At 56.1% G+C, this 25,372-nt stretch carries 23 protein-coding genes; 17 read left to right on the top strand and 6 right to left on the bottom strand.

Features of this window, described 5'->3' with window-relative positions; genetic code table 11:
- Nucleotides 1–10: 10 nt before the first annotated feature.
- The 6 genes from lepB to acpS all read left to right on the top strand — a co-directional run bounded on the left by lepB (nucleotide 11) and on the right by acpS (nucleotide 4,682).
- Nucleotides 11–985, top strand: a complete 975-nt coding sequence (gene lepB / locus AAER43_RS17110) for a signal peptidase I (protein ID WP_050862347.1) — start codon at nucleotides 11–13, stop codon at nucleotides 983–985.
- Nucleotides 986–1,207: 222 nt separating this feature from the next.
- Nucleotides 1,208–1,888 carry a ribonuclease III gene (gene rnc, locus AAER43_RS17105; protein WP_010434072.1) on the top strand — a complete coding sequence of 227 codons (681 nt, stop codon included), beginning with the start codon at nucleotides 1,208–1,210 and terminating at the stop codon, nucleotides 1,886–1,888.
- The gene (era, locus tag AAER43_RS17100; RefSeq protein WP_006176722.1) at nucleotides 1,885–2,790 is read left to right on the top strand and encodes a GTPase Era; all 906 of its coding nucleotides are present in this window, start codon (nucleotides 1,885–1,887) and stop codon (nucleotides 2,788–2,790) included. The genes rnc and era overlap by 4 nt, the downstream gene beginning before the upstream one ends.
- Before the next feature lie 18 nt (nucleotides 2,791–2,808).
- The gene (recO, locus tag AAER43_RS17095; RefSeq protein WP_023331096.1) at nucleotides 2,809–3,516 is read left to right on the top strand and encodes a DNA repair protein RecO; all 708 of its coding nucleotides are present in this window, start codon (nucleotides 2,809–2,811) and stop codon (nucleotides 3,514–3,516) included.
- A gap of 54 nt (nucleotides 3,517–3,570) precedes the next feature.
- The gene (gene pdxJ, locus AAER43_RS17090; RefSeq protein ID WP_023331095.1) at nucleotides 3,571–4,302 is read left to right on the top strand and encodes a pyridoxine 5'-phosphate synthase; all 732 of its coding nucleotides are present in this window, start codon (nucleotides 3,571–3,573) and stop codon (nucleotides 4,300–4,302) included.
- Nucleotides 4,302–4,682: a holo-ACP synthase gene (gene acpS, locus AAER43_RS17085; protein WP_014884843.1), complete on the top strand. Its 381-nt coding sequence runs from the start codon at nucleotides 4,302–4,304 to the stop codon at nucleotides 4,680–4,682. Before pdxJ ends, acpS begins: the two co-directional genes overlap by 1 nt.
- On the opposite strand, the gene AAER43_RS17080 is transcribed toward acpS, so the two are convergent.
- Nucleotides 4,679–4,939, bottom strand: a complete 261-nt coding sequence (locus AAER43_RS17080) for a YfhL family 4Fe-4S dicluster ferredoxin (RefSeq protein ID WP_014884842.1) — start codon at nucleotides 4,937–4,939, stop codon at nucleotides 4,679–4,681. The genes acpS and AAER43_RS17080 overlap by 4 nt on opposite strands.
- Before the next feature lie 56 nt (nucleotides 4,940–4,995).
- Complete coding sequence (locus tag AAER43_RS17075) at nucleotides 4,996–5,844, bottom strand: MurR/RpiR family transcriptional regulator (RefSeq protein WP_014884841.1); 849 nt, start codon at nucleotides 5,842–5,844, stop codon at nucleotides 4,996–4,998.
- A gap of 118 nt (nucleotides 5,845–5,962) precedes the next feature.
- Between AAER43_RS17075 and murQ the strand changes: the two genes are divergently transcribed.
- Genes murQ through tadA form a run of 4 tightly spaced genes read left to right on the top strand, consistent with a single transcriptional unit; the run spans nucleotide 5,963 to nucleotide 9,432 of the window.
- Nucleotides 5,963–6,856, top strand: a complete 894-nt coding sequence (gene murQ / locus AAER43_RS17070) for an N-acetylmuramic acid 6-phosphate etherase (protein ID WP_047026896.1) — start codon at nucleotides 5,963–5,965, stop codon at nucleotides 6,854–6,856.
- A gap of 11 nt (nucleotides 6,857–6,867) precedes the next feature.
- Nucleotides 6,868–8,229, top strand: coding sequence for a PTS transporter subunit EIIC (locus AAER43_RS17065; RefSeq protein ID WP_014884839.1), 1,362 nt, complete (start codon nucleotides 6,868–6,870; stop codon nucleotides 8,227–8,229).
- 3 nt (nucleotides 8,230–8,232) lie between these two features.
- Nucleotides 8,233–8,868, top strand: a complete 636-nt coding sequence (gene yfhb / locus AAER43_RS17060; protein ID WP_023331092.1) for a phosphatidylglycerophosphatase C — start codon at nucleotides 8,233–8,235, stop codon at nucleotides 8,866–8,868.
- Between the two features lie 24 nt (nucleotides 8,869–8,892).
- Nucleotides 8,893–9,432, top strand: coding sequence for a tRNA adenosine(34) deaminase TadA (gene tadA / locus AAER43_RS17055; protein ID WP_014884837.1), 540 nt, complete (start codon nucleotides 8,893–8,895; stop codon nucleotides 9,430–9,432).
- Here tadA and mltF read toward each other — a convergent pair.
- Nucleotides 9,320–10,870 (bottom strand): membrane-bound lytic murein transglycosylase MltF, encoded by a 1,551-nt coding sequence (mltF, locus tag AAER43_RS17050; RefSeq protein ID WP_014884836.1) that lies wholly within the window; start codon nucleotides 10,868–10,870, stop codon nucleotides 9,320–9,322. The two genes, tadA and mltF, sit on opposite strands and share 113 nt — an antisense overlap.
- Nucleotides 10,871–11,138: 268 nt before the next feature.
- On the opposite strand from mltF, the gene purL reads away from it, so the two are divergent.
- The 5 genes from purL (at nucleotide 11,139) to glnB (ending at nucleotide 19,453) form a co-directional block, all read left to right on the top strand.
- Nucleotides 11,139–15,026, top strand: a complete 3,888-nt coding sequence (gene purL / locus AAER43_RS17045; protein WP_050862348.1) for a phosphoribosylformylglycinamidine synthase — start codon at nucleotides 11,139–11,141, stop codon at nucleotides 15,024–15,026.
- Nucleotides 15,027–15,558: 532 nt separating this feature from the next.
- A complete protein-coding gene (qseE, locus tag AAER43_RS17040; RefSeq protein ID WP_014884834.1) occupies nucleotides 15,559–16,986 on the top strand; it encodes a two component system sensor histidine kinase QseE/GlrK in 1,428 nt (475 codons plus the stop codon).
- A 1-nt stretch (nucleotide 16,987) separates the two neighbouring features.
- The gene (qseG, locus tag AAER43_RS17035; protein ID WP_023331090.1) at nucleotides 16,988–17,725 is read left to right on the top strand and encodes a two-component system QseEF-associated lipoprotein QseG; all 738 of its coding nucleotides are present in this window, start codon (nucleotides 16,988–16,990) and stop codon (nucleotides 17,723–17,725) included.
- Nucleotides 17,712–19,049 (top strand): two-component system response regulator GlrR, encoded by a 1,338-nt coding sequence (glrR, locus tag AAER43_RS17030; protein WP_014884832.1) that lies wholly within the window; start codon nucleotides 17,712–17,714, stop codon nucleotides 19,047–19,049. Before qseG ends, glrR begins: the two co-directional genes overlap by 14 nt.
- A 65-nt stretch (nucleotides 19,050–19,114) precedes the next feature.
- On the top strand, nucleotides 19,115–19,453 hold the full coding sequence (gene glnB, locus AAER43_RS17025) for a nitrogen regulatory protein P-II (protein WP_003860685.1): 339 nt from the start codon (nucleotides 19,115–19,117) through the stop codon (nucleotides 19,451–19,453).
- An 83-nt stretch (nucleotides 19,454–19,536) separates the two neighbouring features.
- Here the strand turns inward: glnB and hmpA are convergent, their stop codons facing one another.
- The gene (gene hmpA, locus AAER43_RS17020; protein WP_050862349.1) at nucleotides 19,537–20,727 is read right to left on the bottom strand and encodes an NO-inducible flavohemoprotein; all 1,191 of its coding nucleotides are present in this window, start codon (nucleotides 20,725–20,727) and stop codon (nucleotides 19,537–19,539) included.
- 304 nt (nucleotides 20,728–21,031) lie between these two features.
- Here hmpA and glyA point away from each other — a divergent pair, with 304 nt between their 5' ends.
- Entirely contained in the window at nucleotides 21,032–22,285 is a 1,254-nt protein-coding gene (gene glyA, locus AAER43_RS17015) for a serine hydroxymethyltransferase (protein WP_008502165.1), read from the top strand.
- Nucleotides 22,286–22,339: 54 nt separating this feature from the next.
- Here the strand turns inward: glyA and AAER43_RS17010 are convergent, their stop codons facing one another.
- Nucleotides 22,340–22,762: a DoxX family protein gene (locus tag AAER43_RS17010; protein ID WP_014884830.1), complete on the bottom strand. Its 423-nt coding sequence runs from the start codon at nucleotides 22,760–22,762 to the stop codon at nucleotides 22,340–22,342.
- Between the two features lie 172 nt (nucleotides 22,763–22,934).
- On the opposite strand from AAER43_RS17010, the gene AAER43_RS17005 reads away from it, so the two are divergent.
- A complete protein-coding gene (locus tag AAER43_RS17005; RefSeq protein WP_050862350.1) occupies nucleotides 22,935–24,074 on the top strand; it encodes a 3-phenylpropionate MFS transporter in 1,140 nt (379 codons plus the stop codon).
- On the opposite strand, the gene csiE is transcribed toward AAER43_RS17005, so the two are convergent.
- Complete coding sequence (gene csiE, locus AAER43_RS17000) at nucleotides 24,075–25,352, bottom strand: stationary phase inducible protein CsiE (RefSeq protein ID WP_023337632.1); 1,278 nt, start codon at nucleotides 25,350–25,352, stop codon at nucleotides 24,075–24,077. It abuts the gene before it with no gap.
- Nucleotides 25,353–25,372 lie beyond the last annotated feature (20 nt).

Raw genomic sequence — 25,372 nt, 5'->3', positions numbered from 1 at the left:
AGGAGTTGGCATGGCGAACATGTTTGCCCTGATCCTGGTCATTGCTACCCTGGTGACAGGTCTGCTGTGGTGTCTGGATAAGTTTATCTTCGCCCCAAAACGCCGTGAGCGTCAGGCTGCCGCACAGGCAGCCACTGGCGACCAGCTGGATGCGAAAACCCTGAAAAAAGTCGGCCCGAAACCGGGCTGGCTGGAAACGGGCGCCTCGGTATTCCCGGTGCTGGCCATTGTGCTGGTGGTGCGATCGTTTATTTACGAGCCGTTCCAGATCCCATCCGGTTCAATGATGCCAACGCTGCTGATTGGTGATTTTATTCTGGTAGAGAAGTTTGCCTACGGCATTAAAGATCCTATCTACCAGAAAACGCTTATCGAAACCGGTCATCCGAAGCGTGGCGACATCGTGGTGTTCAAATACCCGGAAGATCCGCGTCTGGACTACATCAAGCGTGCGGTTGGCCTGCCGGGTGATAAAGTGACCTACGATCCGGTCGCCAAGGAAGTTACCGTTCAGCCTGGCTGCAGTTCTGGCACCGCGTGTGAAAACGCACTGCCCATCACCTACTCAAACGTTGAGCCGAGTGATTTTGTGCAGACCTTTGCCCGTCGTAACGGCGGTGAAGCGAGCAGCGGGTTCTTCCAGGTGCCAAAAGGCGAAACTAAAGAGAACGGTATTCGTCTGGTCGAGCGCAAAGAGACGCTGGGTGATGTGACTCACCGTATCCTCACGGTGCCAATCGCGCAGGATCAGGTGGGTATGTATTATCAGCAGCCGGGTCAGCAGCTGGCGAGCTGGATTGTACCGCCGGGACATTACTTCATGATGGGGGATAACCGCGATAATTCTGCGGACAGCCGTTACTGGGGATTTGTGCCTGAGGCGAATTTGGTCGGTAAAGCCACCGCAATCTGGATGAGTTTTGAGAAACAGGAAGGCGAATGGCCTACCGGTGTACGCCTGAATCGCATTGGCGGAATCCATTAATTCTCAATAAATGAACGCGTAGCCGCTTTAATTAGCGGCTACGTGAATTATTTCCTCGATAAATCTCTTTGAACTAACGACATCCCCTGTCGTTGTGTATAGAATATTCCCCCGAAGTTTAAGGTTGGCCCTGCAAGGGTGCCACGGCACACGAAACCGCGTTGGTTTTCTCAGGTCGGTTTCGTGTGCTGCATTTTTGACGCATTCATTTATTGGTATCGCATGAACCCCATCGTAATTAATCGGCTTCAACGGAAGCTGGGCTACACTTTTCATCATCAGGAGTTGTTGCAACAGGCATTAACCCATCGCAGTGCCAGCAGCAAGCATAATGAGCGTCTTGAGTTTTTAGGCGACTCAATTTTAAGTTTCGTGATTGCGAATGCGCTTTATCATCGTTTCCCGCGTGTTGACGAGGGGGATATGAGCCGCATGCGTGCCACGCTGGTTCGGGGGAATACCCTTGCGGAAATCGCGCGCGAATTTGAACTGGGCGAATGTCTGCGTCTTGGGCCGGGTGAACTGAAAAGCGGCGGCTTCCGTCGTGAATCTATTCTTGCCGATACGGTCGAAGCATTAATTGGTGGTGTGTTCCTGGACAGCGATATCCAGACCGTAGAAAAGCTGATCCTCAACTGGTATCAGAGCCGTCTGGACGAAATCAGCCCGGGCGATAAACAAAAAGATCCGAAAACGCGTCTGCAGGAATATTTGCAGGGCCGTCATCTGCCGCTGCCATCTTATCTGGTGGTGCAGGTACGTGGTGAAGCGCACGATCAGGAATTTACCATCCATTGCCAGGTCAGTGGCCTGAGTGAACCGGTGGTGGGCACAGGTTCAAGCCGTCGTAAGGCTGAACAGGCTGCCGCCGAACAGGCGTTAAAAATGCTGGAGCTGGAATGAGCGAAGAAAAAACGTATTGCGGATTTATTGCCATCGTCGGACGTCCGAACGTCGGCAAATCCACCCTGCTGAATAATCTGCTTGGGCAGAAGATTTCTATTACCTCGCGTAAGGCGCAGACCACGCGTCACCGCATTGTCGGCATCCATACTGAAGGCGCGTATCAGGCGATCTACGTCGATACTCCAGGCCTGCACATGGAAGAGAAGCGTGCCATTAACCGTCTGATGAACAAAGCGGCGAGCAGCTCGATTGGTGATGTAGAACTGGTCATTTTCGTTGTGGAAGGCACCCGCTGGACACCGGACGACGAAATGGTGCTGAACAAGCTACGTGACGGCAAAACGCCGGTCATCCTCGCGGTCAATAAAGTTGACAACGTGCAGGAAAAGGCTGACCTGCTGCCGCATCTTCAGTGGCTGGGCAGCCAGATGAACTTCCTCGATATCGTTCCGCTGTCTGCAGAGACTGGCCTGAACGTCGATACCATCGCGGGCATCGTGCGTAAGCATCTTCCGGAAGCGATTCATCACTTCCCGGAAGACTACATCACCGATCGTTCTCAGCGCTTTATGGCGTCTGAAATCATCCGTGAAAAGCTGATGCGTTTCCTGGGCGCGGAACTGCCGTACTCTGTGACGGTGGAGATCGAGCGTTTCCAGACCAACGAGCGCGGCGGCTACGACATTAACGGCCTGATCCTCGTTGAGCGTGAGGGGCAGAAGAAGATGGTGATCGGCAACAAAGGTGCCAAGATCAAAACCATCGGTATTGAAGCCCGTAAAGACATGATGGAGATGTTTGAGGCGCCGGTTCACCTGGAGCTGTGGGTGAAAGTGAAATCTGGCTGGGCCGATGATGAGCGTGCTCTGCGCAGCCTCGGTTACGGCGAAGACCAGTAACCTAAGACGACGAGTATGATGGAAGGATGGCAGCGCGCCTTCGTCCTGCATAGTCGTCCCTGGAGCGAAACCAGCCTGATGCTGGACGTCTTCACGGAAGAGTCCGGTCGCGTGCGCCTTGTAGCGAAAGGCGCACGTTCCAAACGTTCTAATCTGAAAGGTGCCCTACAGCCTTTCACGCCGCTGCTGGTCCGCTTTGGTGGGCGAGGGGAAGTGAAAACCCTGCGCAGCGCTGAAGCCGTCTCCCTGGCGCTTCCTCTTTCTGGTATCACCCTGTACAGCGGTCTGTATGTCAATGAACTCATCTCACGGGTTCTTGAACATGAGACTCGCTTCTCTGAACTTTTCTTCGATTATCTGCACTGTATCCAGGCCCTCGCAGGGGCAACCGGCACGCCTGAACCTGCCTTGCGACGTTTTGAACTGGCGCTGCTGGGGCATCTGGGATACGGCGTCGATTTTCTGCATTGTGCGGGAAGCGGAGACGAAGTCGAAGACGCGATGACCTACCGCTATCGGGAAGAAAAAGGGTTTATCGCCAGTATCGTGATTGATAACAGTACCTTTACCGGGCGCCAGCTTCGGGCGCTTTATGCGCGCGAGTTTCCCGATCAGGACACCCTGCGCGCAGCAAAACGCTTTACCCGGATCGCCCTCAAGCCGTATCTTGGCGGCAAGCCCTTAAAGAGCCGCGAATTATTCAGGCAGTTTATGCCGAAACGTTAACGTTGCCCTCTCCCGGAGGGGGAAGGGAAATGAACCAAAATACCGAGGATTGTCATGGCTGAATTACTGTTAGGCGTCAATATTGATCACATTGCCACGCTGCGTAACGCACGCGGCACGGCTTATCCCGATCCGGTTCAGGCGGCATTTATCGCCGAACAGGCTGGCGCCGACGGCATTACCGTTCACCTGCGTGAAGACCGCCGCCACATCACCGACCGCGACGTGCGTATTCTGCGTCAGACGCTTGATACGCGCATGAATCTGGAGATGGCGGTCACGGAAGAGATGCTGGCCATTGCCTGCGAGACTCAACCCCATTTCTGCTGCCTGGTGCCGGAAAAGCGTCAGGAAGTGACCACCGAAGGCGGTCTGGATGTGGCTGGGCAGATCGATAAAATGCGCGATGCCTGCAAACGTCTGGCGGATGCCGGTATCCTGGTTTCCCTGTTTATCGATGCTGACTTCGCGCAGATCAAAGCCGCAGCGGACGTTGGCGCGCCGTATATCGAAATTCACACTGGCTGCTATGCAGATGCCAAAAACGATGCTGAGCAAGCCAAAGAGCTGGAGCGTATTGCCAAAGCGGCCACCTACGCGGCGAGCCTGGGGCTGAAGGTTAACGCCGGACACGGCCTGACCTACCATAACGTTAAGGCTATCGCTGCCCTGCCGGAGATGCATGAGCTGAATATCGGTCATGCGATTATTGGTCGTGCGGTGATGAGCGGCCTGAAAGAGGCGGTCTCAGAAATGAAACGCCTGATGCTGGAAGCGCGTCAGTAATGGCCATTCTGGGCTTAGGCACTGATATCGTTGAGATAGCCCGCATAGAAGCGGTGATCGCCCGTAGCGGCGAGCGCCTGGCAAGACGCGTGCTCAGCGATAACGAATGGGCCATCTGGGAAGCGCATCAGCAGCCGGTGCGCTTTCTGGCAAAACGTTTTGCGGTAAAAGAGGCGGCAGCCAAAGCGTTCGGTACGGGCATTCGTAACGGCCTGGCGTTTAATCAGTTTGAAGTATTTAACGACGAACTGGGCAAGCCGCGCCTGCGGTTATGGGGCGAGGCGCAAAAGCTTGCGGAGAAACTGGGCGTGAATCACATGCATGTGACGCTCGCGGACGAACGTCACTACGCCTGCGCAACGGTGATTATTGAAAGCTAGAGTTTGTCCGCGTGGTGCAGCAGGACAAACTTATCCCACAGCTGCTCTTCACTCTCAACGTGTGCCGGATCCTTCAGGATGGTATTCGGGATCGGGCACACTTTCTGACAGGTCGGCGTTTCGTAGTGGCCGACGCATTCGGTGCAGCGGTCGCTGTTAATCTCATAAATGCTGTCGCCCATCGAAATCGCCTGGTTCGGGCATTCCGGTTCGCACATATCGCAATTGATGCATTTTTTGGTAATTAACAGCGCCATCAGGAGATTCTCAGAAACATCACAAACAGGGCGGGCATTATACGCTCATTCCTTACTCAGACCAGTTTTTTTACCAGCTCTTCACTATGGCGAATGCGCTCTGGCGCCCGCTCTAAATCCTGTTGCACCAGCGCCATAAACAGCAGGTCCGTCAGCATCATTTGCGCACTGGTTGACGAGATCGCCGCGCTGCGCGTGGCCTGCTCTTCGGCAATGGTATACAGACAGCGCGTGGCCCGCTGTTGCAGGGCATTCGGGGTGAACCCGGTGATGGCGAGGATTTTGCCGCCGACGCGCAGCACTTCGTCCGTTGCCATGTTAATCTCGCGGCGCTCACCGGAATAGGAGATGGCCAGCAGCAGATCTTCAGGATCCATCGCCTGCACGGTCGCCAGCAGGGCGTGCATATCCTGCTCGACAATCGCGTTAAAACCGATTTTGGTCAGCTTCCAGCCAAAATTACGCGCCACCAGGCCGGATGCGCCAATACCGGTTAAAATAATACGCCGCGCCGCTCGCAGCATCGCCACGCTTTCCAGTAACTTCTCTTCGGTATTCACGTCGAGGGTGGCATGCATGGCCGCAACGTTCTCTTTAATCAGCTTTTCCCCGACCACACGCATTGGATCATCCCCGCGGATCTGGTTATGCACCGGCATAGATTGCGGATTGGGATTACTCACCAGCGCTTCGCTAATTGCCAGCTTAAGGGCAGGGAAGCCTTTAAAACCGATCTTCTGGGCAAATTTCACAACGCTTGACTGACTTACCCCGGCTTCGCTTGCCAGCTGTTGCGAGCTGAGATGACGGGCGCGGTCAGGCTGAGAAAGCAGAAAGTCCGCCAGTTTTTTGTCGCTTTGAGCAAAGCCGGCGTAGCGCTGGCGAATGCGAATTAAACAGTTCATAAGTACTCCCGGCGGAAATGTGATTGTCTACGCAAATACGAATTTTGCTCGCCTGAATGAATTTTATATTCCATTATAGTGTGATTATTATGAATTAAAAATTCTTGAGGTACAAAAAATGAATCTTGGCTCACTTGTTTCTGAAACGCGTAACCCGCAAACCATGGATCTGGATGCGCTCTCTACTCTGGAGCTGGTTAACCGCTTTAATCAACAGGATACGCTGGTCGCGCAGGCAGTGAAAGAGACATTACCTGAGGTAGCGAAAGCGGTCGATGCGGCGGCGGAAGCCCTCAAAGCGGGTGGCCGCATTATCTATATGGGCGCCGGTACCAGCGGCCGTCTCGGCGTGCTGGACGCCTCCGAATGTCCGCCAACGTTTGGCGTGCCGCATGGGCTGGTGGTCGGGTTGATTGCGGGGGGGCCTGGTGCACTGCTGAAAGCCGTTGAAGGGGCGGAAGATAACAAACAGCTGGGTGAGGATGACCTGAAGGCACTTACTCTGACGGCGAAGGATCTGGTCGTCGGGCTGGCGGCATCCGGGCGCACGCCGTACGTCATTGGCGGTCTGGAATACGCCAACCAGACCGGCTGCACGACGGTCGCCATCTCCTGTAACCCCGGCTCTCCAATCGCTCAGGTGGCCGCCATCGCCATCTCCCCGGTTGTCGGGCCAGAAGCGCTCACCGGCTCCACGCGCCTGAAATCCGGTACCGCGCAAAAGCTGGTGCTCAATATGATCTCCACCGGTGCGATGGTGAAGTTCGGCAAGGTGTATCAGAACCTGATGGTGGATATGCAGGCCACTAACGTCAAGCTGGTGGACAGAGCCTGCCGTATGGTGATGGAGGCGACAGGCGCAAGCCGTGAAGAGGCAGAAGCGGTCCTCCAACAGACCGATCACGATGTTAAACCCGCCATATTGATGATCTTAAGTGGGCTGGATGCGGCGGCCGCGCGAGCCAGACTCGATGCGCATAATGGCTTCTTACGGGCGGCATTAGAAAACTAACAGAGGCGTGTATGGACAAAACAGCAGCGCTCGCCAGCGATATCCTGCGAGGGATCGGCGGAGAAGAGAATATTCAGCGTCTGGAAAACTGCATGACGCGCGTGCGCGTCGAGGTGCATAACGACGACCAGCTGGATGTGCCGGGCCTGAAGAAGCTTTCCGGTGTCAGCGGTTACGTGAAGCAGGGGCAGCAACACCAGCTGATCGTCGGGCCGGGGAAAGCGGCGCAGGTGGTTGATGCCATGCGCGCGCTGATGGGCGGCGGCGCGAGTGTGACGCTCGACGATGCTGCGCGCACCAAAGCGCAGGCGAAGGCGAAATACAAAGCCCCCATGAGCGACGCGCTACGACAGCTGGCAAATGTCTTTATCCCGCTGATCCCGGCGTTTATTGCTTCCGGCTTGATCACCGGGATTATCAATATTCTCAAGCGTCCGGATATCGTCGGGGACTTTGCCACCCAGTATCCGAACCTGTTAGGTATTCTGGGGATCTTCGGCAGCGCGGTGTTTGCCATTATGAACATTCTGGTCGGGGTGAATACCGCCAAAGTGTTTGGCGGTTCGCTGGCGATGGGGGGCGTGATGGCGGGCATTCTCTCCAGCCCGCAGCTGGCGCAAATTACGCTGTTTGGCGAGGCGCTCCAGCCTGGTCGCGGCGGGGTGATTGCCGTGCTGCTGGTGGTCATCCTGATGTGCTGGATTGAGAAAAGACTTCGCGCGGTATTGCCCGGCTCGATTGAACTCATCCTCAACCCCCTGCTGACCACGTTAATTACCGGTAGTGTGGCGATTGTGGTTCTTCAGCCATTAGGGGGATGGATCTCTGATGCCATCGCTCATGGCGCGTCTCTGGCCATTGACCGCGGCGGTTTGTTAGTGGGGGCGGTGCTGTCAGGCACCTTCCTGCCGCTGGTGCTGACCGGTCTGCATCAGGGACTGGTGCCGATCCACGTCGAACTGGTGCAGGCGCACGGTTACAACGCGCTGCTGCCTATACTCTCAATGGCGGGGGTGGGGCAGGTCGGTGCGGCGATTGCCGTACTGCTGAAAACCCGCAACGCACGCCTGAAAAAAGTGATTAAAGGCGCGCTTCCGGTTGGATTGCTCGGCATTGGCGAACCGCTGATTTTTGGCGTCACGTTGCCGCTGGGTAAACCGTTCCTGGCTGCCTGTCTGGGCGGCGCGGTCGGCGGGGCGCTCATCAGCTACTGGAAAGTTGCTACCGTCATTACGTTTGGTCTCTCCGGTTTGCCGCTGGCGTTAACTATCGTGACCGGAAAAGTGATGCTCTATCTGTTAGGCTATTCTGTAGCGGTGATCGCCGGGTTCCTGTTTACCTGGCTGTTAGGATTCAACGACCCAGAGGAGTAAGGTTTGGCAAATCACGAGCGTCGCGTTGTCTTTTTCGATCTGGATGGAACGCTGCATCAGCAGGATATGTTTGGTACGTTTATGCGCTACCTGCTGCGGCGCCAGCCTCTGAATGCGCTGCTCGTCTTACCGCTGTTACCGGCGATCGGCATCGCGCTGCTGGTGAAAGGCCGGGCGGCGCGCTGGCCGATGAGCCTTCTGCTCTGGGGATGTACGTTTGGCCACAGCGAAGCGCGGCTCAAACAGCTAGAAAAGGAGTTTGCGCACTGGTTTCGCGGTCATGTCGCCGCGTTCCCGGTTGTACAGGCGCGCCTCACCAGTTACCTCGACGCCAACGATGCCGACATCTGGTTGATCACGGGCTCCCCGCAGACGCTGGTTGAACAGGTTTATTTTGATACGCCCTGGCTGCCGCGTGTGAATCTTATCGCCACACAAATTGCCCGTGGTTACGGCGGCTGGGTACTGAGTATGCGCTGCCTGGGGCATGAAAAAGTGGTGCAGCTGGAGAAACGCATCGGCACGCCGCTGCGTCTCTACAGCGGCTACAGCGACAGCAAACAGGACAACCCGCTGCTCTATTTTTGCCAGCATCGCTGGCGCGTCACGCCCGCAGGCGAACTTCAGCAACTCGAATAGTCTTATCTATAGCGGGTGTGTATAATGCCGCCCGCTTTTAGACTGGAGTATCAACCGTTGTGCAACCCTGAACGCGATCATGAATACTGGATGCGCCATGCGCTTACGCTTGCCCAGCGCGCCTGGGACGAGGGAGAAGTGCCCGTGGGTGCCGTGCTTGTCCACAATAACCAGGTGATAGGGGAAGGGTGGAACCGCCCGATTGGCCGTCACGATCCGACTGCGCACGCTGAAATCATGGCCCTTCGTCAGGGCGGAATGGTGCTGCAAAACTATCGCCTGCTCGATACTACGCTGTATGTGACGCTTGAGCCGTGCGTGATGTGTTCTGGGGCGATGGTGCACAGCCGGATTGGTACGCTGGTCTTTGGTGCGCGGGATGAAAAAACCGGTGCGGCCGGTTCTCTGCTGGACGTGCTGGGTCATCCAGGGATGAATCACCAGGTGAAAACTATCGGTGGGGTACTTGCACCAGCGTGTTCGGCGCTATTAAGCGATTTCTTTCGAATGCGCCGTCAGCAGAAAAAGCAACAAAAGGCAGAATTGAAGTTGTCGGACGATTAAGCTCGTCCGGCGCCACAACCGGATAACTCTCAGCCAGCTGTCTTGCCTCTGTCGCCTCTTTTTCTTTCTCGAGCAGATAGCCGACCAGGCTAATCTGATACTTACGGATATTTTCCACGTAGGCGTAGGCTTCATGTCCGCGCGCGTAGCCGTAAGTCAGCTTGTTATACCACGGCTTCTGGCTTAGCAGCGGCAGACGTTGCTTTACGTCTGACCAGCTGTCCGGGTTACCTTTCGTTTTCGCGGTCAGCGCCCGCGCGTCAAGCATATGCGCGTAGCCCATATTGTAGGCTGCCAGCGCAAACCAAATCCGTTCCTCTTCCGGCACCGTTTCCGGCACTTTGGCCATCATATCCTGCAGATAGCGAGCCCCGCCGCTGATGCTCTGTTCCGCATCGGTACGGTCATTCACGCCCAGGCTCAGCGCGGTATTTTTGGTTAACATCATTAAGCCACGCACGCCGGTCGGTGAGGTGGCCTGGGTGTCCCAGTGGGACTCCTGATACGAAATAGCCGCCAGCAGTTTCCAGTCAATCTCCTGGGCGTATTTTTCGAATAATGGCTGCAGGTCTGGCAGGACGCTATCTACCGCGCGCAGGAAGCTGCGGGTGTCAACATAGTCAAAGTCATCACCGTGGCCGAGATATTTTTCCTCCAGGCGCGCCAGCGTGCCGTCTTCATTGATGGTGTTATAGAAATCGAGCATGGCCGCAGAAAGAGTCTGATCGTCATCGAGCTGGCTAAACCAGGTCACCGGCTGCTCGTCGGTAACGTCGAGCGCTACGGCAATTTCAGGATGCACGCGCTGGAACAGACTGATCGCAACCGAATCGGCAATGGTGTAGGGCAGTTTCTGATCTTTTACCTGCTCCAGCAGCTCCGTTGTGCCCAGTTTCGGATCAACCTTCCAGCTCAGGTCGGGGTATTTCTTCTCTTTCAGCTCACGCAGATCCTCGATCACCACATGGCCGGGCGCAATGGTCAGCTGTTGATCGTTAATGGAGGCCAGCGTGCGTGGCCGCAGACTCCCGACGCGATAGACCAGCTGTTGCGAAACGGAGTAATAGGTCGGGCCCGGTTGATAGTTTTTGCTACGCTCACTGTTATAGACCAGACCGGCTGCCAGTATGTCGGCATCGTTGTTATCAAGGTCGTCGAACAGCTGGTTGATATTCTGGCGAACGGTAATTTTAAGCTTCACGCCAAGATAATCGGCGAACTGCTGCGCCAGTTCATAATCAAGGCCAATAATTTTGCCGTTAATGTCGCTGTAAATCAGCGGAGAGTTGAGCGTACTGACGCGCAGCTCCCCCCGCTCCTGAATGGCGGCGATACGGTTTTCGGCTTTACCGAACCAGGGGATGGAAGGCCAAAGGGCCACTGCCAGCAGCAACGTAACAATGCCGATGAGCAGATAATTAATCTTTAATTTTTTCAATTAGTTAATTCTCTGCGACGCCGGTTGCCTCAGTATGCTGTAGCCATGTTTGATAATCAGGTTTGCCATTGAATGAGCGGCATTTTGCGTAAACTTGCGCCACTTGGCAACCAATTAGAGAGACAGGTCACATCTATTGCTAAATGTCTCCGCCAATTTTATTTCCACGCAAACGGTTTCGTCGGCGCTCAGGATTCTCTATAATGACGCCCGTTTTCCCCCCTTGCGCACACTGAAAGCGCCCCGGCGCTTCGAAGACGAGAGACTTATGATGGAAATTCTGCGTGGTTCGCCTGCACTGTCTGCCTTCCGTATTAACAAACTGCTGGCACGTTTTCAGGCGGCCGACCTTCCGGTAAGCAATATTTACGCTGAGTATGTCCATTTTGCTGACCTGAATGCCCCCCTGAATGCAGAGGAGCGCGTACAGCTGGAACGCCTGCTCAAGTATGGCCCAAATCTGAGTAGCCATACGCCAACCGGCAAACTGATCCTTGCGACGCCGCGTCCGGGCACCATCTCCCCCTGGTCTTCTAAAGCCACCGACATTGCCCACAACTGCGGCCTGAGCCAGATTAACCGTCTGGAGCGCGGCGTGGCCTACTACGTTGACGCCTCGACCCTGAGCGACGCGCAGTGGCAGGCGGTTGCCGCCGAGCTGCATGACCGCATGATGGAAAGCGTGTTTGCTTCTCTTGATGACGCACAGAAGCTCTTCTCCCACCATCAGCCTGCGCCGGTACAAAGCGTAGACCTGCTGGGGCAGGGCCGTCAGGCGCTGATTGACGCTAACCTGCGTCTCGGCCTGGCGCTGGCAGAAGACGAAATCGACTACCTGCAGGATGCGTTTGTTAAGCTGAACCGCAACCCGAACGACATCGAGCTCTACATGTTCGCGCAGGCCAACTCCGAGCACTGCCGCCATAAAATTTTCAACGCCGACTGGATTATTGACGGCGAACAGCAGCCTAAATCGCTGTTCAAAATGATCAAAAACACCATGGAGCAAACCCCCGACCACGTGCTGTCTGCCTATAAAGACAATGCCGCGGTGATGGAAGGCTCCGAGGTTGGGCGCTATTTTGCCGACCACGCTACCGGTCGTTACGACTTCCATCAGGAGCCTGCGCATATCCTGATGAAAGTGGAAACCCACAACCACCCGACGGCAATTTCCCCGTGGCCGGGTGCGGCCACCGGTTCAGGCGGTGAAATCCGTGATGAAGGTGCAACGGGACGTGGTGCGAAACCAAAAGCGGGTCTGGTTGGTTTCTCCGTCTCCAACCTGCGCATCCCTGGCTTTGAGCAGCCATGGGAAGAGGATTTCGGCAAGCCAGAGCGCATTGTGACCGCGCTGGATATCATGACCGACGGTCCACTGGGCGGCGCGGCATTCAACAACGAATTTGGCCGTCCGGCACTGAACGGCTACTTCCGTACCTATGAAGAGAAAGTGGACAGTCACAACGGCGAAGAGCTGCGTGGCTATCACAAACCGATCATGCTGGCGGGTGGGATCGGCAATATCCGTGCCGATCACGTCCAGAAAGGCGAGATCGTGGTTGGCGCGAAGCTGATCGTGCTGGGCGGCCCGGCGATGAACATCGGCCTGGGCGGCGGCGCGGCATCCTCCATGACCTCCGGTCAGTCAGATGCGGATCTCGACTTTGCTTCCGTTCAGCGCGACAACCCCGAAATGGAGCGTCGCTGCCAGGAAGTCATCGACCGCTGCTGGCAGCTGGGCGACGCGAACCCGATTCTCTTTATCCATGACGTGGGCGCGGGCGGTCTGTCTAACGCCATGCCGGAGCTGGTGAGCGATGGCGGTCGCGGTGGCCGCTTCAACCTGCGCGATATCCTGAGCGATGAGCCAGGCATGAGCCCGCTGGAAATCTGGTGTAACGAATCCCAGGAACGTTATGTTCTGGCGGTTGCAGCGGATCAACTGCCGCTGTTTGACGAGCTGTGCCGCCGCGAGCGCGCGCCGTATGCCGTCATCGGCGAAGCGACCGAAGAGAAGCACCTGACCCTGAGCGACACCCATTTCGACAACCAGCCGATCGATCTACCGCTGGACGTTCTGCTCGGTAAAACGCCGAAGATGACCCGCGACGTGCAAACGCGTAAAGCAGCGGGCAAAGCGCTGGATCGCCAGGGCATCACCGTTGCAGAAGCGGTCCACCGCGTGCTGCACCTGCCGGCGGTGGCAGAGAAAACCTTCCTGGTCACCATTGGCGACCGTACCGTAACCGGTATGGTCTCGCGCGATCAGATGGTCGGCCCGTGGCAGATCCCGGTCGCGAACTGTGCCGTAACCACCGCGAGTCTCGACAGCTACTACGGTGAAGCGATGGCCCTGGGCGAACGCACGCCTGTGGCGCTGCTGGACTTCGCCGCGTCCGCCCGCCTGGCTGTGGGTGAAGCGCTGACCAACATTGCCGCGACGCAGATTGGCGATATCAAACGTATCAAGCTCTCCGCTAACTGGATGGCCGCTGCCGGTCACCCTGGCGAGGATGCGGGCCTGTATGAAGCCGTGAAAGCGGTGGGCGAAGAGCTGTGTCCTGCGCTTGGGCTGACCATTCCGGTGGGCAAAGACTCCATGTCGATGAAAACCCGCTGGCAGGAAGGCAACGAGCAGCGCGAGATCACTTCTCCGCTGTCGCTGATCATCTCCGCCTTTGCGCGCGTTGAAGACGTACGTCACACCGTGACGCCGCAGCTTGCGACCGAAGACAACGCCCTGTTGCTGATTGACCTGGGTAAAGGTCACAACGCGCTGGGTGCCACGGCGCTGGCGCAGGTTTATCGTCAGCTGGGTGATACACCGGCCGATGTGCGTGACGTGGCCCAGTTAAAAGGCTTCTACGATGCAATTCAGGCGCTGGTGGCGCAGCGTAAGCTGCTGGCCTACCACGACCGCTCCGACGGCGGCCTGCTGGTCACGCTGGCAGAGATGGCCTTCACCGGCCACTGTGGTGTGGAGGCGAATATTGCCTCTCTGGGTGAAGACCGCCTGGCAGCGCTGTTCAATGAAGAGCTGGGCGCGGTGATTCAGGTGCGTGCGGCAGACCGCGATGCGGTTGAAGCCATTCTTGCGCAGCACGGTCTGGCAGACTGCGTACATTATCTGGGTAAAGCCGTACAGGGCGACCGCTTTGTCATTGAAGCTGACGGTCATGCCGTCTTCAGCGAAAGCCGCACCACGCTGCGTATGTGGTGGGCGGAAACGACCTGGCAGATGCAGCGCCTGCGTGATAACCCGGAATGTGCCGATCAGGAGCATAACGCGAAGGCTAACGACAGCGATCCAGGCCTGAACGTGAAGCTCTCCTTCGACATCAACGAAGACATCGCCGCGCCGTACATTGCGACGGGTGCACGTCCGAAGGTGGCCGTGCTGCGCGAGCAGGGCGTTAACTCCCACGTTGAAATGGCGGCTGCCTTCCACCGTGCGGGCTTTGACGCCATCGACGTTCACATGAGCGATCTGCTGGCCGGGCGTACCGGTCTGGAAGATTTCCAGGCGCTGGTGGCCTGCGGTGGTTTCTCTTACGGTGACGTACTGGGCGCCGGTGAAGGCTGGGCGAAGTCCATTCTGTTTAACAGCCGCGTGCGCGACGAGTTCGAAACCTTCTTCCACCGTCCGCAAACGCTGGCGCTGGGCGTGTGTAACGGTTGTCAGATGATGTCCAACCTGCGCGAGCTTATTCCGGGCAGCGAAGCCTGGCCGCGCTTTGTGCGTAACCAGTCTGACCGCTTTGAAGCGCGCTTCAGCCTGGTGGAAGTGACACAAAGCCCATCTCTGCTGCTGCAGGGCATGGTCGGATCACAGATGCCAATCGCCGTGTCCCACGGTGAAGGTCAGGTAGAAGTGCGTGATGCAGCACATCTGGCTCAGCTTGAAAGCAAAGGTCTGGTGGCGCTGCGCTTTGTCGATAACTTCGGCAAGGTCACCGAAACCTATCCGGCTAACCCGAACGGCTCGGTCAACGGTATTACGGCAGTCACCAGCGAAAGTGGTCGTGCAACCATTATGATGCCGCACCCGGAGCGCGTGTTCCGTACCGTGAGCAACTCCTGGCACCCGGAAAACTGGGGCGAGGACAGCCCGTGGATGCGTATCTTCCGCAATGCGCGTAAACAGTTGGGTTAAGATGTAAAGTAGGTACCTTCCAGGCCCGGTAAGCGTAGCGCACCGGGCTTTTTTATGCGTGTCGCAAAATTGCGACAAAGACGGTTTGCGACTGTCTCCAAAAGGAGACATTTAACTCATTGATTTATATATGGCAGAACAGGTTCCTGTTAAGGTGTTGCTTAATAGCGACACTTAGCCTGGAAATCATTCAAACGATAATGAACAGGTGAAGCTGGTAAAATGTTTATATATCAATGTGTTAATGTTTTGTTTTGCATTCTGGCACGGGTGTTGCATAATATTAACCAGTGGCTCATTCACCTTCTTATGTCAGCCCCTTCGGGACGTGCTACATAAACTTCGAATGACGCACAAAAAGGTGCCTGCCGTCCAACTACTGATCATAGCGATGCTTTATCAGGCCAGGGCGAAACGTCGAGTTAGGCACCGCCTTATTCCATAACAAAGCCGGGTTTTTACCCGGCTTTGTTGTATCTGAAGGGCAGACTCAGTTACGCTCTGCGTAAACCCCCATGAAGAGAGTAATGCGTTGAAACGCTGGCCCGTTTTTCCCCGCTCCCTGCGACAGCTCGTGATGATGGCCTTCCTGCTAATCCTGCTGCCATTGCTGATCCTCGCCTGGCAGGCGTGGCAAAGCCTTAACGCGCTGAGCGCTCAGGCCGCACTGACTAACCGCACCACGCTTATCGACGCCAGACGCAGTGAAGCGATGACCAACGCCGCGCTGGAGATGGAGCGTAGCTATCGCCAGTACTGCGTGCTTGACGATCGGACGCTGGAAAAGGTTTACCAGAGTCAACGCAAGCGCTACAGCGAGATGCTGGACGCGCATGCGGGCGTGTTGCCCGACGACAAGCTGTATCAGGCATTGCGTCAGGATCTGAACGATCTTGCGCAGCTGCAATGCCACAATAGCGGGCCGGATGCCGCCGCCGCCGCGCGTCTTGAAGCGTTTGCTGCCGCCAACACCGAGATGGTGCAGTCAACCCGCACGGTCATTTTCTCTCGCGGTCAGCAGCTGCAGCAGGAGATAGCCGAACGCGGGCAGTTCTTCGGCTGGCAGGCACTGGTGCTTTTCCTGGTGAGTCTCGGGCTGGTTCTGCTCTTTACCCGTATGATCATCGGCCCGGTGAAGGGCATTCAGCGTATGATCAACCGTCTTGGAGAGGGGAAATCGCTCGGGGATTCGGTTTCCTTTAAAGGCCCGCGCGAGCTGCGCTCCGTTGGTCAGCGTATTATCTGGTTGTCTGAGCGTCTGGCGTGGCTGGAATCCCAGCGTCATCAGTTCCTGCGCCATATTTCCCATGAATTGAAAACGCCGCTCGCCAGCATGCGTGAAGGAACGGAGCTGCTGGCAGACGAGGTGGCAGGGCCGCTAACGCCAGAACAGAAAGAAATTGTTGAGATTCTGGATGCCAGCAGCCGCAACCTGCAAAAGCTGATTGAACAGCTGCTGGATTACAACCGCAAGCTGGCTGACGGGGCGGTCGTTCTTGAAGAGGTCGAGATTGCGCCGCTGGTGGATATGGTGATCTCCGCCCATAGCTTGCCAGCAAGAGCTAAAATGATGCATACCGGGGTGGAGTTGAGTGCGCCTGCCTGTCTCGCTGAACCGATGCTTTTAATGAGCGTTCTGGATAATCTTTACTCCAATGCGGTGCACTATGGTACTGAATCCGGTAACATTTATATCCGAAGTTATACGATGGGTTCCCGGGTGTTTATTGACGTCGCTAACACCGGCACCCCGATCCCTGATGACGAAAAAACCATGATCTTCGAACCCTTTTTCCAGGGGAGTCATCAGCGGAAGGGTGCGGTAAAAGGAAGTGGTCTGGGCTTAAGCATCGCCCGGGACTGCATACGACGCATGCAGGGTGAGCTAAACATTGCCACGGACGAACGTGCGGATGTTTGCTTCCGTATTGAACTGCCCCTGAGCCGGAAAAACCAATAAAATGAATCTAAGTCTGGTGAGTATGTCACACGTCTTTTTCCGCGCCGTACGCGCGGTGTTTTCCAGCAACACATTTCGCCTGGGTTTACCTTGTTTATTTCTGGCAGGGTGCGTTTCCCATGCGCCACAAAGTGCGATAAGCGGTAAACAAGAAGATAAATGGCCGGATAACCAGCTGGCGGATTTCCTCTCTACCCGCTGTGACGACATCTGGAATTTGTCAGGGCATGATGTCGAAAATAATCCGCTGTTCTGGCTGCGCGGAATAGATTGTGCCCAGCGTCTTGCGCCGGTGGACGCCCGTTCGAAAGCGGCGATGCTGGATGACGACACCTGGCAGGACGCTTTCAAGCGTGGAATTCTACTGGCCGATGCGAAAATCACCCCCGTCGAACGTCGGGCTAATGTGACCCGGCTGGATACCTTTACGATCGCGCTCCCGGTACAGGTACGACCGGTATACCAGCTCTGGCGGGATGGTCAGACACTACAGCTTCAGCTGTCTGAAGAGCGCTCTCGCTACAGCAAGCTCCAGCAGTCCACCGACAGCGAACTTGATACGCTGCGTCAACAGCAACAGCATTTACGCACTCAGCTGGATACCACGACGCGCAAGCTGGAAAACCTGACCGATATCGAAAGACAGCTCTCGTCGCGCAAATATCAGCCTGGTAGCGCATCCGCAGCACCGGAGAGCGACACGCAGAAACAAGAGGATGTGAAGCATGACGAGCCGTAAACCTGCCCATCTCTTACTGGTGGATGACGATCCCGGGCTGTTAAAGCTGCTGGGGATGCGTCTGGTGAGTGAAGGCTACAGCGTAGTGACTGCGGAAAGCGGACAGGAAGGGCTGAAAGTCCTTAGCCGCGAGAAAATTGATCTGGTCATCAGCGATCTGCGGATGGACGAAATGGACGGCCTGCAGCTGTTCGCGGAGATCCAGAAGCAGCAGCCGGGCATGCCGGTGATTATCCTGACGGCACACGGGTCAATTCCGGATGCCGTCGCCGCAACCCAGCAGGGCGTATTCAGCTTCCTCACCAAGCCGGTAGATAAAGACGCACTCTACAAAGCCATCGACAGCGCGCTGGAGCACGCGGCACCCTCTGGCGACGACGCATGGCGTGAATCCATTGTGACCCGCAGCCCGATCATGTTACGTCTGCTTGAGCAGGCGCGGATGGTCGCCCAGTCCGACGTCAGCGTGCTGATTAACGGCCAGAGCGGAACCGGGAAAGAGATCCTGGCGCAGGCGATCCACAACGCCAGCCCGCGCAGCAAAAATGCCTTTATTGCCATTAACTGCGGCGCGCTTCCGGAACAATTGCTTGAGTCCGAACTGTTTGGTCATGCCCGTGGCGCCTTCACCGGCGCGGTAAGCAGCCGGGAAGGGCTGTTCCAGGCCGCGGAAGGCGGCACGCTGTTCCTCGACGAGATTGGTGACATGCCTGCGCCGCTACAGGTCAAACTGCTGCGCGTGCTTCAGGAACGTAAAGTGCGCCCGCTGGGCAGCAACCGCGATATTGATATTAACGTACGAATTATTTCCGCCACCCACCGCGACTTACCAAAAGTGATGGCGCGCAACGAGTTTCGTGAAGACCTCTACTACCGTCTGAACGTGGTGAATCTCAAAATCCCGGCACTGGCAGAGCGTGCTGAAGACATTCCGCTGCTGGCGAATCACCTGTTGCGCCAGGCGGCCGATCGCCATAAACCGTTTGTCCGCGCGTTTTCCACCGATGCGATGAAACGGCTGATGGCGGCCAGCTGGCCGGGTAACGTTCGCCAGCTGGTAAACGTGATTGAGCAGTGTGTGGCGTTGACGTCATCGCCCGTTATCAGCGATGCGCTGGTGGAGCAGGCGCTGGAAGGGGAAAACACGGCCTTGCCGACGTTCGCCGAAGCGCGTAACCAGTTCGAGCTGAACTATCTGCGCAAGCTGCTGCAGATCACCAAAGGCAACGTGACCCACGCAGCGCGAATGGCCGGACGCAACCGCACCGAGTTTTACAAGCTGCTCTCACGCCACGAGCTGGAAGCAAACGATTTTAAAGAGTAATGCCGTATGGTACTGTGAGCAATCGATTACGAGGCAGCTTACAGGCAAGCGTTTAAGGACCCACCATGAAAAAGATTGATGCGATTATTAAACCTTTCAAACTGGATGATGTGCGTGAAGCGCTGGCGGAAGTCGGCATCACCGGGATGACCGTGACGGAAGTGAAAGGTTTTGGTCGTCAGAAAGGCCACACCGAGCTTTATCGTGGCGCAGAGTACATGGTCGACTTTCTGCCGAAAGTGAAAATTGAAATCGTGGTCAGCGATGACATCGTCGATACCTGCGTGGATACCATCATCCGCACGGCGCAGACGGGCAAAATTGGCGACGGTAAAATCTTCGTCTTTGACGTGGCGCGCGTAATCCGTATCCGTACCGGCGAAGAAGACGACGCCGCGATTTAACGATGCCAACGGTTTTGAAGGCCGGGTAAGGCGTAGCCGCCACCCGGCGAAAAAAAAGCCCCTCGTTCGAGGGGCTTTTTGCATTACAGCACTTTATGCGGGCCGAAACATTCGTAATGAATGTTGTCTTTATTCACACCCAGCGCCACCAGCTGCTTCGCGGCATATTGCATAAACGCCACCGGTCCGCAGACGTAGAACTGCATATCCGGCGCGCTGAACGCCCCTTCATGCTGGCTTAAATTCATCAACCCTTCGCTGTCAAAACGTGCGGCTGCGCGGTCTGCTTCCGTTGGCAGGCGATACCAGGTATGCGCGGTGAAGCGGGGCAGCGTCGCGCCCAGCGTTTTCACTTCGTCCGCAAAGGCATGCACATCGCCGTTCTCTGCGGCATGGAACCAGTTGACCTGTGCGCTGTGGTTTGCTTTCGCCAGCGTATCCAGCATCGCCAGCATTGGCGTTTGGCCGACACCAGCCGAGATCAGCGTTACCGGGGTAGTAGCGTCTACCGCCATGAAGAAGTCACCCGCCGGTGCGGCCAGGTGAACGACGTCACCCACGCTGGCTTCGTTATGCAGCCAGCTGGAAACCTGGCCGCCGTCCTCGCGTTTCACCGCAATGCGATAGCCTTTGCCGCTGGGTTTGCGGGTCAGGGAATACTGGCGGATCTCCTGATGCGGAAAACCTTCAGGCTTCAGCCACACGCCCAGATATTGGCCTGGCTGATAATCCGCTACCGGCTGACCATCCACCGGTTCAAATTCAAAACTGGTGATCAATGCGCTGCGCGGTGTTTTCTCAACGATGCGGAAGGCGCGAGTGCCTTCCCAGCCGCCGTTCTTGCTGGCGTTTTCACTGTAGATCTGTGCTTCACGGTTGATGAAGACGTTTGCCAGCACGCCGTAGGCTTTACCCCAGGCGTCCAGTACCTCCTGGCCCGGGCTGAACATTTCGTCCAGCGTTGCCAGCAGGTGGCCGCCGACAATATTGTACTGCTCGGGTTTGATCTGGAAGCTGGTGTGCTTCTGCGCGATTTTTTCCACCGCAGGCAGTAATGCCGCCAGGTTTTCAATGTTGCTGGCGTAGGCCGCGATGGCGTTGAACAGGGCTTCACGCTGATCGCCATTACGCTGGTTACTCATGTTGAAAATCTCTTTCAACTCTGGGTTATGCGTGAACATGCGATCGTAAAAATGAGCGGTGAGTTTAGGACCGGTTTCCACCAGCAGGGGGATGGTGGCTTTAACGGTAGCGATGGTTTGAGCGTCGAGCATGAGCGCGTCCTTTTGATGTAACTTTAATGATGTATTTTAAATGCATCTTATAAAAAATACCCCTGCGTTGTAAATGGTTCTTTGCAAGATGAAAAATATGCATCACAAACCTGAAAAGAAATCCGTTGAAACAGGGGAGCGCTTTATTCCTCAAACCCTTGCGTGGCGTGAAGGAAAACGTTTGCGTAAAATCGTTTGTCAAGACCTGTTATCACAGAACTATTCAGTTATACTGTTGCCCGTCGTCCAACAGGACTGCCTTTTCAGGCCAAAATTTACTTGTTAGCTGAGTCAGGAGATGCGGATGTTAAAGCGTGAAATGAACATTGCCGATTATGATGCCGAACTGTGGCAGGCTATGGAGCAGGAAAAAGTACGTCAGGAAGAGCACATCGAACTGATCGCCTCCGAAAACTACACCAGCCCGCGCGTCATGCAGGCACAGGGTTCTCAGCTGACCAACAAATACGCTGAAGGTTATCCAGGCAAGCGCTACTACGGCGGTTGCGAGTACGTTGATATCGTTGAGCAGCTGGCAATCGACCGTGCGAAAGAACTCTTTGGCGCTGACTACGCGAACGTGCAGCCGCACTCCGGCTCTCAGGCTAACTTCGCCGTTTACACCGCGCTGCTGCAGCCGGGCGATACGGTGCTGGGTATGAACCTGGCGCAGGGCGGCCACCTGACTCACGGCTCCCCGGTGAACTTCTCCGGCAAACTGTACAACATCATCCCTTACGGTATCGATGAGTCCGGTAAAATTGACTACGAAGACATGGCGAAGCAGGCTAAAGAGCATAAACCGAAGATGATCATCGGTGGCTTCTCTGCTTACTCCGGTATCGTTGACTGGGCAAAAATGCGTGAAATCGCAGACAGCATCGGTGCTTACCTGTTCGTCGACATGGCGCACGTAGCGGGTCTGATTGCCGCCGGCGTTTACCCGAACCCGGTTCCGCACGCTCACGTTGTGACCACCACTACCCATAAAACCCTGGCGGGTCCACGCGGTGGCCTGATCCTGGCGAAAGGCGGTGACGAAGAGCTGTACAAAAAACTGAACTCTGCCGTGTTCCCAAGCGCGCAGGGCGGCCCGCTGATGCACGTTATCGCGGCAAAAGCGGTAGCGCTGAAAGAAGCGATGGAGCCAGAGTTCAAGGTTTATCAGCAGCAGGTTGCTAAGAACGCCAAAGCGATGGTGGAAGTGTTCCTGAACCGTGGCTACAAAGTGGTTTCTGGCGGTACTGAAAACCACCTGTTCCTGCTGGATCTGGTTGATAAGAACCTGACCGGTAAAGAAGCTGACGCTGCCCTGGGCCGCGCTAACATCACCGTGAACAAAAACAGCGTGCCAAACGATCCGAAGAGCCCGTTCGTGACGTCCGGTATCCGTATCGGTTCTCCGGCTGTGACGCGTCGCGGCTTTAAAGAAGCGGAAGTGAAAGAGCTGGCTGGCTGGATGTGTGACGTTCTGGACAACATCAATGACGAAGCGGTTATCGAGCGCGTCAAAGGTAAAGTTCTGGATATCTGCGCACGCTTCCCGGTATACGCATAATTCCTCTGCTCAGCAGAACGTTAAAAGGCCGCGCGTGCGGCCTTTTTTTATGGCTTAACGGCGGTCAAGGGATATTGCGCCTGGACCTACAATCGCCAGCAATATAAATGCGCCCGCAATACTGACATTCTTGTAGAAATTAATCATATTCGGTACGACCGCGTCACCGGTCATATTCCAGTAATGGTGACCAATCACCGCCGTGCCCAGCGTGTAGAACACAAACAGCACGGCAAGAGGGCGGGTGAAAAAGCCCAGTACGATCAGGATGGCGGCTGGCACTTCCATCACCACCGCAATAATGGCCGCCAGCATGGGCATCGGTGTCCCCAGCGAGGTCATATATTGTACGGTGCCGCTAAACCCCGTCAGTTTCGGATAACCAAAGATAATAAACAGGACGACAAGCGCGATACGGGCAATCAACAACAACAGATGGCGTGACTGACCAAAATCGAGATAACGTAGTGAGTTCATGGCAGAAAACCTCTGCAAGTGGAGTAATTTAAACGTAATACACATTTTCATTCCCTGCCATAAGCCTGACGACTGCACGATATGTTAATTTTTCGTTAATTTATAGCAGGCTATCTACTTGCTTAATTTTTCTATTCTCGCCAGACTATGGCCTCCATTTCGGGAGGGATTCATGGTCTTGCATTCCACGCGCTGGCTGGCGCTCAGCTATTTCACCTATTTCTTTAGCTACGGTATTTTTCTGCCATTCTGGAGCGTCTGGCTCAAGGGAATCGGCCTGACTCCAGAGACCATCGGCGTTCTGCTGGGGGCCGGACTGGTGGCGCGTTTTCTTGGCAGCCTGCTGATTGCCCCGCGCGTCAGCGATCCCTCTCTGCTGATCAAGGCTGTACGCATTCTCGCGCTGCTCACCCTGGTCTTTATCGCCTGCTTCTGGGTAAGCCATCAGTTTGCCTGGCTGATGGTGGTGATGGTCGGCTTTAACCTGTTCTTCTCTCCGCTGGTTCCTCTGACGGATGCGCTGGCGAACACCTGGCAAAAGCAGATCACCATGGACTATGGCCGCGTGCGCCTGTGGGGCTCTATTGCTTTTGTTATCGGTTCCGCGCTGGTGGGGAAACTGGTCAGCCTTTACGACTACCGTGCGATTCTGGCTCTGCTGAGCATCGGGATAGCGTCGATGCTGCTCGGAATGCTGTTACGTCCATCCGTGATGCCGCAGGGAGAAAGTCGCCATCAGGAGAGCGCGGGCTGGCCAGCCTGGCGGAGCCTGGTCGCACAGAGCTGGCGCTTTCTGGCGTGCGTCTGTCTGCTTCAGGGGGCGCATGCGGCGTACTATGGCTTCAGCGCTATCTACTGGCAGGGGGCGGGCTACTCTGCCTCTGCGGTTGGTTATCTCTGGTCGCTGGGCGTGGTAGCCGAAGTCATTATTTTCGCCCTGAGCAAAAAGCTGTTCCGCCGTTTTGGCGCGCGCGATCTGCTGTTGCTTTCGGCGATTTGCGGCGTGGCACGCTGGGGTATTATGGGCTGGACGACGGATCTGCCATGGCTGATCGTGGCGCAAATTCTGCACTGCGGCACCTTCACCGTATGTCACCTGGCGGCGATGCGCTATATCGCTGCGCGTGAGGGCGGGGATGTGATTCGTCTGCAGTCGGTCTATTCCGCGGTAGCAATGGGCGGCAGTATTGCGGTGATGACGGTCTTTGCCGGTTTCCTGTATCAACACCTCGGGCACGGCGTCTTCTGGGTAATGGCGCTGGTGGCGCTACCGGCGATGTTTGTTCGACCAAAAGTGGCCGCACGCGCGTAACTACGACTCCAGCATAGCGCGAATATGCTCTTGCTGCTGCGCATTCAGTGATTCAACCGCGTGGATCAACGGCGGCGAGAACAGCGGAAGGGCAACAGGATAGGGGGTGACCACCAGCGCGGCTTCGCGCGGCGCGCCCTCTTTCTGAAAAGCCTGCAACGTCAGATAGCGAATATTGAGCGGCAGCAGCGTCAACTCGCGCAGCTGCTGTTCAATCAGCTCCTCACAGGATTTATCTTCCCCGGTCAACAGCACCACCTGCTTTTCATGGAGATCGGACTCCTGCATCAGCCAGGCGCCGAAAATCACCGCGACCAGGCTCATCTCTTCATCGGAAAAACGCAGGCCAAACTCCGCTTCCAGCTCAAACAGCGCCTCTTTCGTGGTGCGTAACAGCCGGGGATAGAGACGATGGATCTCCTCTGGCAGGCTGTTGTCGATGCCAATTTCAAACAGGGAACGGTCCAGCGCCTGAGACAGATGGATATACAGCTGATCGGTCAGCCCTTGCTCGTCGCTGAAGTTCATCCCGGTCTGCGAGCGAAAACGGGCCACCATGCGCACGATGGCGCGACGCAAACGCTCATCCTGCTGGTGCTTATCGAGCACCGGATCGGGCGTGCGGAGCATCATAAACAGCAGCGCCAGAAACAACTGCTCATCCACATGCGCGCCCTGAGGAACGCGCCGCTTCCAGTGACGGACGATCTCCTGCGCCGTAAAATACTCTCCCCGCGACTGCGTCCAGCTGCGCTGGGCATGGGAAAATTGTGGCGTATTCCCCAGGTGGTGCTGGATAAGGCAGTATTGTAAGTAGAGCTGTAAGAACTGGATGTCGCGACACTCAAACTGCCGCTGCAGCTTGCGCGAGCAGAAGTTGATTAACGCCCGCAGGTTAGCATCGTCGTAAAGTGGCCGCGCGATGCCGTGTTGTTTAAGCGCGGTTTTTAACGCTGGCGTAAACTGGTGCGAGACAAACTGCGGGCAAAGGCGGAGCGCCCTGCGCAGCCAGTGCAGCAGGCATAAACGCTGGTTCAGGGCAGTGCCTTCAATCCGGTAGCTGCCGTCGTGGTGCGTGACGATATCCAGCCGGTGATAGCGCTGGATTTCATCGCGCGTCTCGGCTATATCTTGCCGTGCCAGGACGTCGTCCACGCCGTTGGCTGCGATTATGCTCTGTGCGGTGACGGCAGCATCGGGCAGGTAAAGCATTAAAAGCACCTGGCAACGGCGCTGCGAACTGGAAAGCACAGATGGAATTTCAAGCGTCGTCATCATCTGTCGGGTATCCAGTGTGA

Source organism: Enterobacter sp. FUJ80071, assembly GCF_038739915.1.
GTDB classification, from domain to species: domain Bacteria; phylum Pseudomonadota; class Gammaproteobacteria; order Enterobacterales; family Enterobacteriaceae; genus Enterobacter; species Enterobacter kobei.
This window is presented reverse-complemented; position numbering and strand designations above follow the sequence as displayed.